The 1,116-nt window shown below is 44.4% G+C and carries 1 protein-coding gene; it reads left to right on the forward strand.

The annotated features are described in order from the left end of the window. The coding region (locus D1Z90_RS20730; RefSeq protein WP_119912658.1) for an amino acid adenylation domain-containing protein at positions 1-1,116 on the forward strand (1,116 nt) is incomplete at both ends.

Consider the following 1,116-nt stretch of genomic DNA (forward strand, 5'->3'; position numbering starts at 1 on the left):
GATGCCACCGCTTTAATCTTTAAAGATAAACAACTTAGTTACGGCGAATTAAATAGCAAAGCCAATCAGCTGGCGCACTACCTGCTGACAGAAAAGCAGATCACGCCAGATACTCTGGTAGGCATTTGCATAGAGCGCTCGTTAGAGATGGTGATAGCGATACTGGGTGTTCTCAAGGCAGGTGGAGCCTATGTGCCACTGGACCCAGACTACCCCGAGGCTCGCCTGACTTATATGTTGGAGGATGCAGGCCTTGTGACAGTGATTACTCAGGCGGAACTACTTAAAAGTACGCCAGTGAGTGAAACACAGGCGCTGTGCTTGGACGGTGAGTTTATTCAACAGCAGCTAGACCAACAACCAACAATCAACCCAGAGAAAGAGAGGCTGGGACTCAACTCCAACCACCTTGCTTATGTGATTTACACCTCAGGCTCAACGGGTAATCCCAAAGGGGTTATGGTTGAGCACTCTGGGTTGTTAAATCTTGTCTATGCACAGCGACAAGGTTTTAATGTTACGCAAAGTTGTCAGGTATTACAGTTTGCATCTGTTGCATTTGATGCTGCTATTTCTGAAATCGCGGTAACGTTATGCACTGGGGCTCAACTGGTATTGGTTTCCGGAGAAACGGCTAAAACTGTAGCGTTGCTTGAGGAAGTTGTTAAAAAAAGCAATATCACTCACGCTACTTTACCTCCAGCTCTACTTTCTACATTGGACCTATTTCTCTGGAAGCACGTTTCCACACTCATTATCGCAGGTGAGGCATGTAGTGTGAAAATGGCTGAGGTATGGTCTGATAATCGTGTTTTGATAAATGCATATGGCCCGACAGAATCAACTGTCTGTGCTTCGATGGGAGTATATAAGCAAGGTGGGGGCTATCTACATATGGGCAAGCCTTTGCAAAATATTCAATCCTATATATTAAATAAAAATAATAAAGTAGTCGCAATAGGATGCGAAGGAGAGCTTCATATTGGTGGGGCAGGTTTAGCTCGAGGTTATCTCAATAGGCCAGATTTAACAGCACAAATGTTCATTGATAATCCGTTTTATGACAAATCCAACCCAGATAGCAGTGAGCGTTTGTATAAAACGGGCGATTTAGTG

This window comes from Motilimonas pumila (assembly GCF_003596335.1).
GTDB classification, from domain to species: Bacteria; Pseudomonadota; Gammaproteobacteria; order Enterobacterales; family CBDFNC01; genus Motilimonas; species Motilimonas pumila.